At 41.1% G+C, this 15,428-nt stretch carries 19 protein-coding genes; 4 read left to right on the top strand and 15 right to left on the bottom strand.

What is annotated here, in order from left to right; all coding sequences use genetic code 11:
* Window positions 1–8: 8 nt before the first annotated feature.
* From phnG to MKY20_RS14195, 7 genes are all read right to left on the bottom strand, one after another.
* The gene (phnG, locus tag MKY20_RS14225; protein ID WP_251175296.1) at window positions 9–431 is read right to left on the bottom strand and encodes a phosphonate C-P lyase system protein PhnG; all 423 of its coding nucleotides are present in this window, start codon (window positions 429–431) and stop codon (window positions 9–11) included.
* A 122-nt stretch (window positions 432–553) separates the two neighbouring features.
* Window positions 554–1,255, bottom strand: a complete 702-nt coding sequence (locus tag MKY20_RS14220; RefSeq protein ID WP_251175295.1) for a GntR family transcriptional regulator — start codon at window positions 1,253–1,255, stop codon at window positions 554–556.
* A 140-nt stretch (window positions 1,256–1,395) separates the two neighbouring features.
* Window positions 1,396–2,031: a DapH/DapD/GlmU-related protein gene (locus tag MKY20_RS14215; RefSeq protein ID WP_034296792.1), complete on the bottom strand. Its 636-nt coding sequence runs from the start codon at window positions 2,029–2,031 to the stop codon at window positions 1,396–1,398.
* Window positions 2,032–2,063: 32 nt separating this feature from the next.
* Window positions 2,064–2,930 (bottom strand): PHP domain-containing protein, encoded by an 867-nt coding sequence (locus tag MKY20_RS14210; RefSeq protein ID WP_251175294.1) that lies wholly within the window; start codon window positions 2,928–2,930, stop codon window positions 2,064–2,066.
* Between the two features lie 307 nt (window positions 2,931–3,237).
* On the bottom strand, window positions 3,238–3,420 hold the full coding sequence (locus tag MKY20_RS14205; RefSeq protein ID WP_009333778.1) for a twin-arginine translocase TatA/TatE family subunit: 183 nt from the start codon (window positions 3,418–3,420) through the stop codon (window positions 3,238–3,240).
* A 40-nt stretch (window positions 3,421–3,460) separates the two neighbouring features.
* Window positions 3,461–4,864, bottom strand: a complete 1,404-nt coding sequence (locus MKY20_RS14200; RefSeq protein ID WP_019382331.1) for a metallophosphoesterase — start codon at window positions 4,862–4,864, stop codon at window positions 3,461–3,463.
* A 63-nt stretch (window positions 4,865–4,927) separates the two neighbouring features.
* Window positions 4,928–6,130, bottom strand: a complete 1,203-nt coding sequence (locus MKY20_RS14195; protein WP_009333776.1) for a metallophosphoesterase family protein — start codon at window positions 6,128–6,130, stop codon at window positions 4,928–4,930.
* Window positions 6,131–6,439: 309 nt separating this feature from the next.
* Here MKY20_RS14195 and MKY20_RS14190 point away from each other — a divergent pair, with 309 nt between their 5' ends.
* Complete coding sequence (locus tag MKY20_RS14190; protein ID WP_251175293.1) at window positions 6,440–7,231, top strand: DeoR/GlpR family DNA-binding transcription regulator; 792 nt, start codon at window positions 6,440–6,442, stop codon at window positions 7,229–7,231.
* Between the two features lie 51 nt (window positions 7,232–7,282).
* Here the strand turns inward: MKY20_RS14190 and MKY20_RS14185 are convergent, their stop codons facing one another.
* The gene (locus MKY20_RS14185; RefSeq protein ID WP_251175292.1) at window positions 7,283–7,471 is read right to left on the bottom strand and encodes a hypothetical protein; all 189 of its coding nucleotides are present in this window, start codon (window positions 7,469–7,471) and stop codon (window positions 7,283–7,285) included.
* Window positions 7,472–7,600: 129 nt separating this feature from the next.
* Here MKY20_RS14185 and MKY20_RS14180 point away from each other — a divergent pair, with 129 nt between their 5' ends.
* On the top strand, window positions 7,601–7,759 hold the full coding sequence (locus tag MKY20_RS14180) for a hypothetical protein (RefSeq protein ID WP_009333774.1): 159 nt from the start codon (window positions 7,601–7,603) through the stop codon (window positions 7,757–7,759).
* Window positions 7,760–7,810: 51 nt separating this feature from the next.
* Here the strand turns inward: MKY20_RS14180 and MKY20_RS14175 are convergent, their stop codons facing one another.
* Entirely contained in the window at window positions 7,811–8,782 is a 972-nt protein-coding gene (locus MKY20_RS14175; protein ID WP_251175291.1) for an HD domain-containing protein, read from the bottom strand.
* 83 nt (window positions 8,783–8,865) lie between these two features.
* Entirely contained in the window at window positions 8,866–9,582 is a 717-nt protein-coding gene (locus MKY20_RS14170) for a YwaF family protein (protein WP_251175290.1), read from the bottom strand.
* Between the two features lie 157 nt (window positions 9,583–9,739).
* On the opposite strand from MKY20_RS14170, the gene MKY20_RS14165 reads away from it, so the two are divergent.
* Window positions 9,740–10,123 (top strand): hypothetical protein, encoded by a 384-nt coding sequence (locus MKY20_RS14165; protein ID WP_251175289.1) that lies wholly within the window; start codon window positions 9,740–9,742, stop codon window positions 10,121–10,123.
* A 221-nt stretch (window positions 10,124–10,344) separates the two neighbouring features.
* Here the strand turns inward: MKY20_RS14165 and MKY20_RS14160 are convergent, their stop codons facing one another.
* Together MKY20_RS14160 and MKY20_RS14155 are read right to left on the bottom strand one after the other, a co-directional pair.
* Window positions 10,345–11,187 (bottom strand): STAS domain-containing protein, encoded by an 843-nt coding sequence (locus MKY20_RS14160; protein ID WP_251175288.1) that lies wholly within the window; start codon window positions 11,185–11,187, stop codon window positions 10,345–10,347.
* A 913-nt stretch (window positions 11,188–12,100) separates the two neighbouring features.
* A complete protein-coding gene (locus MKY20_RS14155; protein ID WP_217025559.1) occupies window positions 12,101–12,262 on the bottom strand; it encodes a hypothetical protein in 162 nt (53 codons plus the stop codon).
* Between the two features lie 94 nt (window positions 12,263–12,356).
* Here MKY20_RS14155 and MKY20_RS14150 point away from each other — a divergent pair, with 94 nt between their 5' ends.
* Window positions 12,357–13,094: a YqcI/YcgG family protein gene (locus tag MKY20_RS14150; RefSeq protein WP_374940707.1), complete on the top strand. Its 738-nt coding sequence runs from the start codon at window positions 12,357–12,359 to the stop codon at window positions 13,092–13,094.
* Window positions 13,095–13,119: 25 nt separating this feature from the next.
* Here the strand turns inward: MKY20_RS14150 and MKY20_RS14145 are convergent, their stop codons facing one another.
* The 3 genes from MKY20_RS14145 to MKY20_RS14135 all read right to left on the bottom strand — a co-directional run bounded on the left by MKY20_RS14145 (window position 13,120) and on the right by MKY20_RS14135 (window position 15,238).
* Window positions 13,120–13,809, bottom strand: a complete 690-nt coding sequence (locus tag MKY20_RS14145) for a YetF domain-containing protein (RefSeq protein WP_009333767.1) — start codon at window positions 13,807–13,809, stop codon at window positions 13,120–13,122.
* 187 nt (window positions 13,810–13,996) lie between these two features.
* Window positions 13,997–14,449: a hypothetical protein gene (locus MKY20_RS14140; protein ID WP_019382342.1), complete on the bottom strand. Its 453-nt coding sequence runs from the start codon at window positions 14,447–14,449 to the stop codon at window positions 13,997–13,999.
* Window positions 14,450–15,238: a hypothetical protein gene (locus tag MKY20_RS14135; protein WP_251267090.1), complete on the bottom strand. Its 789-nt coding sequence runs from the start codon at window positions 15,236–15,238 to the stop codon at window positions 14,450–14,452.
* Window positions 15,239–15,428 lie beyond the last annotated feature (190 nt).

Raw genomic sequence — 15,428 nt, 5'->3', positions numbered from 1 at the left:
TCCTTCTATTAAACATCCATCGTCTCAAAGCTGACTTTTGTTCTTAAAATGGCTTCATTCTTTGCTTTTCTTTTCTGTTCTATATAGTGCTTTTCAATTTCGAGTATCCCGGTCCATGGTTTGGTTTCGGGAAGATTCCCGAGAAATGCCGCGTCAATCACGGCAAGATGATAAGCCAGATCTGGATGATCGCCTCTCACAATTCCTATGCCGATCTTTCCTTCCACCTTTGCCTTGCATTCTGTCACCAGCACTTCCCCTAAATAAAACAGGCTTTTCCTGGAAGTCTCCCGCACCTTTAACATCACAAGCCCATTTTCCGGTTCCTGTATAACAGAAACTGAATATTTTTGCTCAATTTCTTTCGCTAAAGATTTTGCCAATTCATGTGAACCTTCAATCAAAATTTCTGTTCGCTGTTTTCTTTTCACCTTTTGGCCTCCATCTGTTTTTGTTCTGCATCTTAAATCTATCTTGTTGCCAAGCTGGCGGATGTTAAAGAAGTGTAAATTATGTAAGAGTTTTATTAACCTGATATATTTCCAAAGCCAAATTAAATTAAGTAAGTAAAGCAATCGCTCCTATATTTGATTCTTGAGACTTCCAGTACTGTTCCCGTCTCCTTGTCCTTACAGAGGGACTCCAGAAGCAGAAGCGGAATCAAACTCGAGCATTGCAGGATTTTCCGTTCAGATTCATTCGGGAAAACCACACTCAGCTGACTTTGGCCCGAAGTGAATTCTTTATAGCCATGCGTTTTGTAATAATGAAAAATAGAGGTAATTCCTGGTCCATCCCTATCAATTTGCGGAAAAACTGATTTGGCTGCATAAGATGTATGCAAGGCAATCGGGCAGCCGTCCACGATTCTTAATCTGGAAATTTTATAGACCTCATCCTGCTTATTGACCTTTAACGAATGATAGATATCAGATTCATAGGGGATCTTTTCAAAGCAAACATTCTCCGACCTGAAGTCATACCCATGCTCATTCATCTTTTCACTGAAGCTGATATCTCCTGTCAAAATCAGCGGAATCTGCTGTTTCCTATTTTGGACATAGCTGCCCCTTCCCTGCTTTGAAAAAATGAACCCAAGATCCTGCAATTGTTCATATGCTTTCCGTACAACCATCCTTGGTATCCCATATTGATCTGCAAGCTCATTCTCAGAAGGAAGTTTTTCATTTGGTTTGTAAATCCCTTCCTTTATTTGGGTAATCAGCTCGTCTACCAGCAGCATTTTTTCACTCATACAGTCAGCCCCTTTCGGAATCCGGAAACAATTTAAGTCTAAAAAAAGAGTTTATATGGAGAGTTACATGAATGTAATGTTTTTATAAAAAATGAAAATGACCCAATCCTTTTAGTGACTGGGTCTTGTAAGGCTATGTTTCAGCTCCCAAATTTCCTGATGAAAGCTTCCGTATCGTTTAATTCATCAAAATGGGCTTCCAGCTTTTCTCGTGGCCAATCCCACCAGGCAATCTCAAGCAGCTTTGCAGCTGTTTTTTCAGTGAACCTTCTTTTCAACGGCTTAGCGGGCACTCCGGCTGCAATCGTATAGGGGTCAACATCCTTTGTAACGACTGCCCCGGACCCGATGACCGATCCCGTGCCGATTTCAACGCCCTTCATGATGATGGCACCGTGCCCAATCCATACATCATGGCCAATTTTGACCCGATTGGTTCGGCGCCAATCAAAAAATTCATGATCGTCCTGATTGCCAAAACCATAATCGACTTTCCGATAGGTCATATGGTGCTGGGTCACCCGGTCCATCGGATGCTGAACGGGATTAATGCATGCATGAGAAGCAATGGAACAGAACTTGCCGATTTCAGCATAGTTGACTGTCACATCATCCATTGTATAAGTGTAGTCGCCAAATTTTGATTCGATAATTTTATTTCTTTCTCCGATTGATGTCCATTCTCCCGCATAGCTGTCAATGATGAAGCTGGAATGATGTACAGCAGGTGAAACAGAGAGCTTTTCATCCTTTTTTGGTTTATAAATCATTGACATGTGCAAATCCCACCCCTTTTTAAATGTACTGCCTATAGTCGCTGGCTTTTCAGTCTCTGCCGTCTTGCAGCTAATTCATGCACTCTCTCCACACCCGGAGACATGCTGCCCAGCACAACCGGTTTCTCACCATAAGCACCATGAAAGTCGGAGCCTCCAGTCATGGTTAATCCATATTGTATGGCCAGTTTCCTTGCCATTTCTTCATGCTGTTTATTATGAAGGGGGTGCCAGACTTCTATCCCCTGCAGGCCGGCTTCAACCAGCTCAGGCACTTTTTCAAAATTTCCATATTGGCCAGGGTGGGCAAGTACCGGCACACCGCCTGCTTCAAGAATTGCCTCAACAGCAAGCCTCGCATCCACATATTCCATCGGGATAAAAGCCACTCCTTTCGATTCTCCATTTTGACCGCGGCCAAATAATTTTTTGTATTGGGAACCATATATAGAATCTGCATATCCAGTTTCAATAAGAGCTTCCATGATATGCTGCTTATAAACTCCCGTTCCACCCGCAGAAAGCTCCAGACAGCGGTCCCATGTAATGCTGTAGCCTGCTGATATCAGCCTTTGAACCATTTCGAACGAAAGCTTATGCCTCCGCTCAATGATCGGCTGGCACAGCGTTTCAATTGACTTATGCCCAGGTTCGATAAAATAGCCCAGAATGTGGACCCGGCGTGCCCTGTCAAAATCAAAAGCAGAAATTTCAATACCAGGGATCACCTCCACTCCATACCTCTTACCTCGCTCAATTGCTTCCCTCAGCCCTTTTGTGGTGTCATGGTTCGTAATGGCCAAATGTGAAACCTCATTGGCAATGGCCAGATTCAAAACCTCATCAATTGATAGCGGGCAATCAGAAATATTCGTATGGCAATGCAGCTCTGCTTTCATCTCCATTCCTCCCATTTGCAGCCTTTTTTACTAGAATAACTTGGTGCCAAGCCAGATAGGTTAACGGGATGTAAATTTCTGTTAAGAGTTTGTAATTCCTATTATGATTTTCAGTTTAGTGGTTTCTGCCTTAGTAAAAGCCCCGCATTAAAGCAACTGACCGATATATTGGAAAAGTGACCGATATATTCAATTTCTGACCGATAATCTACCGAAAGTGGCCGATATTCCCATTTGGAAGACAGCTTTTTTCATAAAAATCTTCACGAAAAAGGGCCAACTCCAAAAAAGTCGGCCCATTTCTGCTTTATGATTTCGTTTTGCTGCTGTCTTCCTGGTTCTCTGACAGCAATTCTTTTGTTGAGCTTTTAAATTCCCTCAATGTCGAGCCGAATGCTCGGCCAATTTCCGGCAGCTTCGATGGACCGAAAATGATAAGTGCGATAACTAATACTAATATTAGTCCAGGTATACCTATATTTTGCAGCATGTTCATCCCTCCTGCTGAGTATTGTTACTAACCGTCTTAATTAAACGGTTTCTGCGGCAGCCAATGTTTTCGTCTTCCCTAAAGCTTTTAAAGGCCTCTTACATACATTCCCATAAGCATCCAGTGCATGCACCTCAATTTGATAGGCTGTATTGGCCTCTAATCCTTCAATTGTTAACGTCAAGGGGTTTGGCACAGGATCTTTATAGAATTCCGAGAAAGCAAGAAATTCCTTCACAACTTTCTCTGAATTTGCATGTCTTGCCACTACCTTGTAGTCATGAACCAGCAGGTCATCCTTGGCCTGGGTAAACATAATGGCCATGCCAGTGGCTGATGTCATTTCATGATTAATGGAAAGCATCGCATCTTTTGTAAAAAAAGGTGCCTGCTTATCTCTGTCTTCTGTGTATGAAAATTTCCGCTTATTTGCCGGATAGTTTATTTCAAATGGCTCACCTGTCCAATCATTATGATGAATATCGCGTCGCCTGATCAGCACCTTATTATTATGTACCTCTACAATTAATGCCTGATTCAGGACATCTGCACCCTCAGGCACTTCCCCTTGAATTCTGCCGGCATCCAGCCACAAATAAGCGCCAGTTGAGGTTCCAATTGAAGTAAAATCCTTCTGGTGAATGATTCTCGGGTCATCAAGAGGATAATGCGTATGACCGGAAAATGAGATGACTTGCGGATATTCCTTTAAAGTGTTGTAAAAAAGGTCTCTATTTTGAGTAAAGCCCCATTCGCTTCCATAGACCGTCCCTTTAATCGGCTGATGGTGAAAGACAAAAATTGGCTTTTTCCAATCATCTTCATGAGCAATCTTCAGCTGCTCACCCAGCCAATTAATTTGTTCAACGGAGAATGTGCCCTCTGTTAATCCATCTTCTGTTCCCAGAATAATAAAATGGTAGCCTTTGATTACCTTGTGATAGCAGATAGATTCCATGCCTGTTTTTGTTAGGAATCGCTTCTGTGCATCTGCTGCTGATAAGCCATTCCAATAGTCATGATTCCCTATGGCAAACATGGAGACGGCACCCGGCTGTTTGTGGGCATTATAAGCTGACATAAACTTATCGAATTCGGCTTCATATCCATAATCTGTTAAATCTCCCACAACCAAAAAAGCATCCTGCTCCGGAACAGCCTTATTTAGCTGTTCTAAAGTTGTTATAAACTTTTCAAGTGTTTTATTGCTGCTGTTATGGATATGAATGTCACTAATAACCGGGAAAACTAAATCCGGTTTGCCAGCAGAATTCATAATCGAAGCAGAAGAGGCAGCACTTGCTGTAATTAAATTAAGAGAGTTAGCAAGAGATAATCCAATTGTTGCACTGGCAGCTAAGGTAGTCTTCTGCAAAAAAGCACGGCGATCCATTTCTTTTTTAAATATATTTCCATCTCTTTGTCCAGTCCGATTATCATTCATGATTAATAAACTCCTTCTCCAATTTTTCCATACTCCTCTTAACACCGTCCCTTATGCTTTATCCTATTCTTTTTCCAGCGGCAGCGGATCAATGCTCTGGTCGTTGGCTGTTAAATCAATACCGAAGTCTTTGGCAAAAACCATATGGGTATCTGCTAAAACACCTTCATGATTTTCATCTAAATTAAACACTCTCGCTCCCCGAAGTCTATTTCTGTCGGGCCCTGAAAGACCGTAAGTGCCAAAGCCGGTATTTCCGGCATATCCGAGCAGAATTCCATAATAGTTGCCGCAATATGTATTAATATGATCATGGCCGCAGAATACGCCTTTCACATCCCCTCTATCCAGCATGGCTGTAAACAAGCCGCTGTTGATCGGGCCGGGGCACTCATCTTCATTCCGCTCTCCATTGATTTGATGCCTGGCCACAGCCAAATCATGCCCGGCCTGTGTTCTGCCGTCCACACTGCCCCACCACATAAAACGGTGCTCCCATAGAGGAATATGAATGAATACAAGAGAAGGCACTTTATAGCCATAACGCTTTTCTATTGCTTTGGATCTTTCATAATACCAATTAACCTGATTAAATCGCAGCCAATCCCATGTTGGATAGCCCTTGAAATCCTGGCCGGCGATCGTTTGAGGGGCATATCTGCCGCTGTCTAAAAGCCAGAGATTAAATGCTGCCTTATTCCCTTTGGATTTTTTGATTAATAGATTCATATTTCCTGTTCCCGTAAGGCCTTTTTGCCCAGGTGTGTTCATATTATGCTTGTATTTCATATAGAATTTGAGCATACCGCTCTCATCCATGCCGCTCTTTGGAGTTGAGTCCTCATCATGATTTCCAAACGTAGCCGCCCAGCGGATTCCCCTTTTTTCCATTGGCTGGACGACATTATTCATGGCTTGCTTCATTTCTAATTCTGTATCACACCCGCCTGTTATATTGTCACCATTTAAAACGACAAAATCAGGCTTCTCTGAATCAAGCACCTTTTCCATCAGCTGTATGGTCCGTCTGTCGATCCTTTCATCATCCTGAGTATCATTAAATTGGACAACTTTAAATTTCCCATTCGAATTGAAGGAAAGCCTTGGCCCTTCCAGCTTTTCACTTATCTCTTCCGCTTGAACCCTGCTTTCGAATAAGTCTCCAGGCAAGCCTGCAGCTGCCATAGTTAAAGCCAGTGTCCCTGCTCCTCCCGCTTTAATAAATGCCCTTCTGTCCATTCCTTTGCTTTCATTTTCTTTCATCATCCTTACCTCCATGAATTGATAAAAAATTCCCCTACGGTTAAAATCCTAGAGTAAATCTATTAAAGAAGTATTAATATCAATAGATTGTTTAGTAAAGAAAACAAAGGCAAAAAGATAAACAAAAATATGATTTTCAATTTTCATCTGAGATTAATAGGAAGGAAGAATGAAATTCGGGACTTTCCTCTCTTTGTATTCTTTTGTTTTCATTTCTGTTTTTAAACTTTTATATAAATTAATATTTTTGACCTCAATTTTTAAAACTTCAGCCCTATAATGATCCATAAGATGAAAACGGGGGGACCAATAATGAAAAAAGGGTTCGTTGCGGAAAGGCACAGGAGGATTATCAGGGAATTAGAATTAACAAATAAAGTGAGTGTAGCGGATCTCTCCAGAAAATTAAGTGTAACGCCAGAAACAATCCGGAGTGACTTGAGACGGCTTGAGAAGGGAAACAAATTGCGAAGAATTCATGGAGGAGCCATATGCTATTTTGGCTTAGAGAAGGAGCAGCAATTAAATAAAAGGATTGTTGTAAGCCTCCCCATCAAAAAGAAAATTGGTGAAGCTGCAGCAAGCTTTATTTCCGATGGAGAAATAATTGTTTTGGATGTCGGCTCCACAACTCTTCATATTGCCGGTTCGATTGAAAATGTTGAGAACGTAACGATCGTAACCAATTCACTGGCTGCCGCAGAAATATTAAATACAAGAATGGAAAATAAACTGTTCAATGGCAGGGTCATTCTGATTGGCGGGACCGTGAATCCTCTGCAGCGCTCAACCTCAGGTTCACTAACTAATCAGATGCTGGAACACTTTTATTTTGACAAGGCCTTTATCTCCTGTGGAGGAATGAACCGCGAAGGGATATGCGATTATAATATTGATGAAGCTGCTGCCTCTGCTATCATGATAAAAAGATCTAAACAGGTTTATGTGGCAGCCGATTCCTCAAAACTGAATCAAAGGGCATTTTTCCATATCAGCCCTTTTTCGGCTATTGATTTTGTCATTACTGATGCGGATTTGCCGCAGAATTGGCCGGAGGAGGAAATCAAGTTCAATGGGCTAAAATGGGTAAAAGTCTATACATAAAATGAAACAGAACTCTCAGGCCACTGTTAGACGGAGTGACTGAGAGTTCTCTTAAAAGAGGCCAAATGCAAAGATAACAGTTAGAACGATCATACACATCATTTTTGTATAGCGAATGGCCCCTTCCGATTTCTCTGGCTCTTCCTTATACATCCACCACTTTCCCCACAGCAGGCTTTCTTCCGGATCGAAATAACTCCAGATCTGCACCCCGAATACAGGAATAAATAAGATAAACATCAATTGAAATCTGCCATTTATCAGCCCCTTCGCTATCATTTTACGTTGGTTTCATCTCTATCCGGATTGTTTATTTCCTTCTAAAACGGAAACATTAGTAACATACAGGAGAAAAGGGAGGCAAATGATATGAGTGAAAAAACTCCACAGGATGTTAACCGTATTCAGGAAGAAGCTCAAAAGCAGGATCGGGAAGCGCAGAAAGCACAGGAAGTTGTTGAAGATGCCATTTCCAAAATGACTCCGCAGCGGCAGTATGAAAAAGAAAAGGAACAGAATAAACGATAAAAATAGGAAAAGCCTTATTCCTGCCCGGATGCAGTGATAAGGCTTCCTTCATTATTGAATTTTTATGTACACACCTTCCATGGCTTTTTCATATGCATTTTGTCCACTGTTTTTAACATCATCTGACAGGCTGGATGCCCTGATGAGCTTGCTGTTAATCAAAACGGAAGGATCTATCAATCTGATTTTCCCTTTGAAATGAATATCGTAGTCTAACTTGTTTTCTTCTGCGGTGACCTTATGATCAATTTTCTCAAGCAGACCCTTCACTTCCTGATCCCCTGATTCCCTTATTTTAACTAATACCTCTTCATCTTTGCCAAGGAGATCACCCAAATGAAGAATTTCTTTTTCCAGAGATCTTTTCAGGACCTTTGCAAGAGATTCATTTGCATAAATATTTAAGGGTTCCATGAAGAAATCAATGACTTCTTTATAATAAGTTTTTACAAACCACTCAGCTGCCTGCAGGTCAGAAATATAAATTCGGCCGTCAACAACGATCAGATTCTTCAGAAAGCTGTGTGCCTCATTTAAAGAAATATAACCGTATCGGTACATGTCCCTCAACGTGTAGTCCAGCCGGTCCGCACAAAGTTCGGGTGCGGGCTGTTCTAATAATGTCCATTGTGAATCCTCAAAAAGGATACTTTCATAATCAAGATGATGCCTTTTCAAAATGGCCGGGATCTCAGATTCAAGGACAACACGCTCAAAAATATGTTCATGATAATCTTCTGCTTCATTTTCCAAGACTCCATCAACCACATGGGAAAAGGCAGTATGAGAAACATCATGAAGCAAACCGGCAATCTGCTCTTCCACAGAACCGCCCAGTTTCCTTATTAACAGCATCACGCCTAATGAATGTTCGTACCTCGTGACATTCCATATTTCATTGACAAGGTAGCCCGCTCCGCCCTGGTGTACTCCCTTTAACCTTTCCACCGGCCTGCTGTTGATTAATTCTTCCAGCACTTGTTCAAGCTTGTATTCTCCATATAACTCGTCTTTAATCAGCATAAATCCTCCTGCTTTGATAAATATGTACCTACATTATATATGTTTCAAAGAGAAAAGCCTTAATCCCGGCAGGAATAAGGCTTTCATTTTCCGCGGACCCTTTTTTGTTCCGCTGACTGCAAGTAATGCATCGGTAAATAGGTAATAAAAAAGACTATCAGCGCAGCAGCTTCAAGTGCTGCATAGTACCAGACACCGTTCCCGAAAAACGACAGCAGGGTTTTAGTTTCTGTCGGGCTGGCCAAATAAAAGAAATTTGTACTAAGCATCATATTCAAAAAGAAGACTGGAACCGCAATGACATTGAGTGTTAAAAAGCCTTTCAGCACTGCTTTTTTTGGCACCCTGTACCCTTCAAACAAAATAAAATATAATACGGCAAGCGGAATGGCTGAATGATGAAGAAAGTATTTGATGTAGCGGTAATGAGGAAATTGGTAAACCATATCAGGTGTCACCATGCTTAAAATTGGAGGTATTGCACCAATAAAATAAAGCAGCCAAAAAGCCTTTTTATCAGGCTTCAAAAACAGGTAAAGAGCAATGAAAGTGCTCAAAGAGCAAAGCTGGAGCGGCAGATCTGCCACATCCCACTGATTTGTAAGAACCAGCCATATATGATGCGTCACTTCACAAGCCAGCAAAGCACCAAACAGCGACCATTTTATGATTTTCTGATAGGCCCTAAGTGCCTGCCTGTAATACACAAGCCACCAGGCGGTAAAAAAGAAAAGAAACAGTGTAACAAGGTGCATAACCGAAAACATTTCAAATCCCTGCATACCCGATACCGAAAACATGATGTCATCCCCCCTCAATAGGCAGTGAAGTGCTGTTTGATTCATTCTATTCACAGTGAGGAAAATAAACACGGTTAATATGCGGAAAAACCGGATTTTATGCCCGCCCAAAAGGAAAATTATGTTAACCTTTTAGTATAAGGGGTAGGGGGATGGAATGAGTTTTAAGTCTCCTCTTTTTATCATTAACCTCATTGCTTTACTTGGTCTAATCTTTTTCCTCTGGATAGCCGGCTTCTTCGGAATCTGGAAACATGAAATAAAGGATATATCGGAAGATGCTGGGGATATTTTTGCTCAAGCCTATCCTGTTGTAAAAATAAATTTTGAAAAAACTGAGGGAAAAGTTATTTATGAGGAAGATAACAATAAGATTTATGTTTCAGAGGTATTTTTCGACACATATTCAAATTATCAAGTGATTTTTAGCTCCATTGGCAGCTATAATTTCAGCGGGGCGACACTGGTTTCCGGAATTGAACACGCCAGACAAAATAAAGGAGATACAGATATACTGCAGGTGCAGCTTATCAGGGTATAACATTTGAACTATTTCCTGCGTGCTAAGGCCCTTTAAGGATACAAGGATGCGAATGACTTCAGTTTCTATATACGCTTCAGATGTTGATTCCGAAAATGAAGAGACTGTTGAGATTACTCTTTCAAACCTTTATATCAATTATTGGGCACGAAAACCCAATTTATGAAACCAAAAAATAGCAGAGTAAATTCATTTTGAATTACTCTGCTATTTTTCTATGCTCACCCATGCAGTTCTTCAAAAGCCTGATACACATTGGCTTTAACCTGAATGCCATTCAGCTTAATGCCGAGCGTGACTATCGTCTGGGCCACTTCCGGACGGATACCGGTAATAATCGTTTTAACTCCAATCAGCGAGAGTGCCTCAATTACTTTAAACAGCTGATCTGCCACCATCGTATCAACAATCATCACGCCTGAAATGTCTAAAATTAAATGCGACAGCTTCAGGTTCGCAGACTGTTTTAATGTTTCTTCCATCAGAAGCTGCGCTCTCTCTGTATCAATGTTTCCAATTAGCGGCAGGATGCCAACTCCTTTTGAAAGAGGAACGACAGGGACGGATAACTCAAGAAAAGCCTGCTTTGCATTTTCGAGTGTTACCTGATGGTATTTGACATAAGACATGCTGAAGCAATGGATGGAATGATCCAGCAGGGGATCTATAAAATAGATAACCTTAAAAACCTCTGCTGCCGGCATCTCAAGCTCCATCATAGCTTCCTCTAAAGATTTCCAGATATGTTTCCGATAATAACCCGCATCTTTTAAAGCTTCATCCAAAGGGATTCCAAGCTTAAATAAATTTCCCCCTGTTTCCTTGCACCATTTTTCTATCTTTTCCATCGTTTTATTTTTATTATCATGGTTCAGCAATGCTTCACCGAACAATCCAATAAACTCAGTACGAATCTGAATAATCTGCGCTTCCATTTTGTCAGCCTGCATTCTCTCCATTTCCGTCATCTCGACACCGCTCATTCGATCCTTATGCAGGTTTTTGGCTATCATATCTTTCTCTCTTAAAATCTTTTCCCCTAAAAGACACATCTGTTTACTCATGTTCTCCCCCTATAGTACTTAGATTTAATCCATTAAGAATGGGTCCGCTTCATCCTAAACATATCTCAATACCCGTGCGAGTTTTGGAATAAACCTCTGACTTTAAAATTATTTAAGTTAATTGAGGAAGAATGGTGAATAACTGCCAGTTTCGTTGACCATTCCGTTTTTCGTCGTTATTCGCTCTGATTAACTACCAGTTTCGTTGAGAATTCCGCTTTTTCGTCGTTATTCGCTCTGATTAACTACCAGTTTCGTTGACCATTCCGTTTTTCGTCGTTATTCACTCTGATTAACTTCCACTTTCGCTGACCATTCCGTTTTTCGTCGTTATTCACTCTGATTAACTACCAGTTTCCTTGAGCATTCCGCTTTTTCGTCGTTATTCGCTCTGGTTAACTACCAGTTTCCTTGAGCATTCCGCTTTTTCGTCGTTATTCGCTCTGATTAACTACCAGTTTCGTTGACCATTCCGTTTTTCGTCGTTATTCGCTCTGATTAACTACCAGTTTCCTTGAGCATTCCGCTTTTTCGTCGTTATTCGCTCTGATTAACTACCAGTTTCCTTGAGCATTCCGTTTTTCGTCGTTATTCGCTCTGATTAACTACCAGTTTCGTTGACCATCCGCTTTTTCGTCGTTATTCGCTCTGATTAACTACCAGTTCCCTTGACCATTCCGCTTTTTCGTCGTTATTCTCTCTGATTAACTACCAGTTTCCTTGAGCATTCCGTTTTTCGTCGTTATTCTCTCTGATTAACTACCACTTTCGTTGACCATTCCGTTTTTCGTCGTTATTCGCTCTGATTAACTACCAGTTTCCTTGACCATCCGCTTTTTCGTCGTTATTCGCTCTGATTAACTACCAGTTTCCTTGACCATTCCGCTTTTTCGTCGTTATTCACTCTGATTAACTACCATTTTTCCTGATCACTGGATTTTTCGTCTTTATCACTGTGTCCATGACTGCCACTCTCCCACCTCTCCACCCCTTTTCGTCGCCTTGTCCCCACCATGGGTACCATTTCCCAGCCCACTCTCCTATTTCTAGTCGCCATCCCCTGCAAACCCCACAACGTCACCTCCTCTGTCAGCCCATTTTCACCATGGACACTCACCTGCCTTATCCCATTTTGAATATAGTGTAGGAGTCTGAAGGGGGTGACTAAGATCAACAGTCTATATACTGCGAACTCCTCCGGCATGCATAGTTTAGAAGATTGGCAGCAGATTGCTTTTGATAGATTCCAGACAAAGATGACCGATAAAGAAAGGCCTTTCCCCTGCATACCAGCAACTATAGGGTTTGCCAAAAATCAGCTCCGTTATGGGTTTGCTGACGACCCAATGGATCCGGCCGCCATTCAGCAAACCGCAGTCATGCTGAGGGAATTCTCTCTACATTCAAGAGAGTTCGGAAGCTACACTTCTCTGATCATTTTTTACAAAACAAGGGATGATTTGAGTGTGGAGGAATATGAGCAGCTTTTTTGGGAGCAGCTCACAGAGTTATCTGAGATGGATAATGCTGGGTGGCCAAACGAAATCCCAAAAGATCCGCATGATCCACTTTGGGAGTTTTGCTTTAACGGAGAAAAGTATTTTGTCTATTGTGCCACCCCTGCGCATAAAAATCGGCAGAGCCGGCATTTTGATACGATGATGCTCGCCATCACACCGAGGTGGGTTTTGCAAGAGTTTATGAAAAAAGTACCTTTAGCATCACGAATTAAAAGTCAGGTCCGCAAACGGCTTCAAAAATATGACAGCATAGCGATACACCCTGATTTGAACAGTTATGGAGCCGATGATAACTTCGAATGGAAACAATATTTTCTGCGGGATGATGACACCACGATCTCTAAATGCCCCTTTCATCGTCTGCTGGGAACATTCAAGAATAAATAAGGAGGACAGAAGCAGCTTCTGTTCTCTATTTGTTTTTTCTATCGATATAAAGAGTGCCATCCTGCTGGACTTGAGCAAAAAATACATCTTCGGCTGAGTGGATCTTCGCTTTTTGCAGTTCCCTGTCAAGCCAGTTGTTGTCTAATTTTAATTTAGAAAGATTTTTTGAATTGACCTTTCCATCTGCAATGACTTCTGTTGGTAAAGGAATGAGATCTTTTTTTGGACTCATAATATTTAAATCATTTTTCGTAACAGGCTGTTGACTTTCCTTTTTCAAAACGGACAGATCTCCGTTTGTTTCCAGGATTGCGTAATCGACATCGTTAAGCGAAAATATGTCCTTTTGCCTTAATAATGCCTGCAGCTCATCCAGATCCACCCTCGATATCTTGAGTGCCCTTTCCATTATCCTGCCAGCTTTTATGACTATTAATGGTTCACCAGTTGTGACTGTCCTTCCCTGTTTCGACTTGAGGTCAAGCATGTCCATCAGTATGGTAAAAAGTGTCCAAACAATCAGTGATATAACTCCATCTTTGATGAGGGTACTCTCATTCACAGCAAGGTTACCGGCGATAGACCCGATTCCAATGGCTGAAGCCCAGTTGAAAAAGGTCATTTGTCCAATTTCCTTGCGTCCCATCAGTCTGGCTAATAAGAAAAGTACTAGAAACGAGATAGTTACACGAAGGATCGTCTCGTTTACCGTCATTAAAATTCCCCCTACACATTATGGGCCTGCGCCTTCAGAACAGCTGCCAGCTCCTTAAATCATTTTTCAGCCCGGGGATTATTTCGCTTCCCCCAATACGGATCATCAAAGCCTTTTTGCATATCTAATACCATCAATGCTGGTGCATTAGGAAATTAATTCATCACTCGTCCTCCAAAAAGGATATTTAATTTACTCTGGCGACTCCGTTTGCAAGATGCTCCCAGAGGATTGCCTCAACCTTTTTTCCTTCTTCCTCCTGGCAGTCAATAATAAGAATAACCTCTGACTTTACTCCTTTTAACAGGCGCTTATTTCTGGACCTTAGCTTTAAAAGAGTGAAATCAATTGCAAATCCAAGCAGAAAACCAGCAACAGCTCCAATTAGGCCCCAATAAATTGGACCCCATTCCAATATAAATCCTCTGCTGGCTCCAACAACCGAGAACATTACTGCCAGAATCATCCCTTTATTTATGAGAGATGTTCCATCCGATTGGTGAATGGTGTCAAACAACGCGGGATCCTCCGCCCGGTTATCCAATGGAACTGAGTATATGTCCTTTATTCCATGCTGCTCCAGCTTTTTAATTGCCAGTTCCAGATAGGATGAATGATCAAATGTTGCAAAAACCTGCATTTACTTCACCTTAATGCCTTTCTTTACTATAAATGATTTGGATTGATAGAACTTCCTTAATAGCCTTTTCTGCTCTGAATCATATAATTTATTATTTTCAACCACATTCATATAGGAATCATAAATCGTAAAAAAGTAGAAAGAGGGCAAATACATTAACCACTGAGCATTCAATACCTGAGTGGATTTTTTAAGTTCACCCACCAAGAGGTAATGAAAGGCTTCGATAAAGTGAGAAAAGTGAACAAGTATGACAGTCATGACCAAAGTAAATAAAGCTGCAAATATTCGGTGAATGTACAATTGGCCAAGGCTTGGGATAGTCACTGACCACATGATGGCGGATAAAGGATTTCTCTTATCAAGATAATTTATTTCAAAAGGCTTTATCACTAAACGTTCCACAGCAGCAGCGTCCTTTTCATTAAGCAAATATATTTTATTCATATCCACGGTTGTCCGGTAACTATCCCAGATTGCGAATATATAAACAGGGATATACAGGTGCATATACCTGACATCCAATACTTCCTTTGCTTTTTCAATTTCACCAATAAAAGAGTAAACCATGGCCGAATTTAAATGGATCGATTGGTTTATGAACAATTCCCATATAACCAATGAAAACCCTCTTAAATATTTATTTAACAGGAGATGCCCGTAGCCTGGGAACATCACAGACCACATGGCTATAATATATGGATTCCGCAGATGGATTTGTGTTGTGCCAAAGATACTTAAATGGGAAAGCTTTGAAGCCTCTTTCTGTTTCCTGAGTACAAGAGCCATAATTCTCCTCCCAAGACAGCGAAAATCATTATGGCTATTTTCTGCAAAAAGATTTTTTTCATACTTTATCCAATATGCTTGTTAATGCTAAATCATCACCTTGTGCCTTCACCATTCAACTGTAAACAAAAGTTGATCTTAAGTTTATTTTCCTTTTGTAAGATAGGCATTGAAATAAGTTAAGGAGGCA

Source organism: Cytobacillus sp. FSL W8-0315 (assembly GCF_038002905.1).
GTDB classification, from domain to species: domain Bacteria; phylum Bacillota; class Bacilli; order Bacillales; family Cytobacillaceae; genus Cytobacillus; species Cytobacillus pseudoceanisediminis.
The sequence above is the reverse complement of the archived record's forward strand: the minus strand, read 5'-3'. Positions and strand labels throughout refer to the sequence as shown.